Source organism: Rhodopirellula sp. UBA1907 (assembly GCF_002337565.1).
GTDB lineage: Bacteria > Planctomycetota > Planctomycetia > Pirellulales > Pirellulaceae > Rhodopirellula > Rhodopirellula europaea.
Map to the genome: position 1 here is coordinate 43,868 of NZ_DDGH01000029.1, position 481 is coordinate 44,348.

At 58.2% G+C, this 481-nt stretch carries 1 pseudogene; it reads left to right on the forward strand.

The window, feature by feature from the left end:
• Window positions 1-481: pseudogene (locus B2R17_RS06145) on the forward strand (2-oxoglutarate dehydrogenase E1 component); the annotation flags it as partial.

The window sequence follows — 481 nt, forward strand, 5'->3', positions numbered from 1 at the left end:
GAAGCTGCCGCCTTTGCATCGTTGCTCGACGCGGGCCACCCGATCCGATTGACGGGCCAAGATTGCGAGCGTGGTACGTTCAGCCACCGCCATGCGGTGTTGCACGACATGCGCGACGGAAACGAATACTGTCCGCTGAAAAATCTCCACGAAAACCAAGCTCGCCTGGAACTATACAACAGCCCATTGAGCGAAGCCGGAGTGCTCGGGTTTGAGTACGGCTACTCACTGGACTGCCCCAGCGGTCTGTGCATGTGGGAAGCTCAGTTTGGTGACTTCTGGAACGCTGCTCAGGTGATTGTGGACCAGTTCATCGCGAGTGCCGAAGACAAGTGGAATCGCTTGTCCGGCTTGGTCATGCTTCTGCCTCACGGCTTCGAAGGCCAAGGCCCCGAACACTGCAGCGCTCGAGTCGAACGTTTCCTGGCAATGGCGGCCGAAGACAACATTCAAATCTGCCAGCCGACCACGCCAGCCCAAT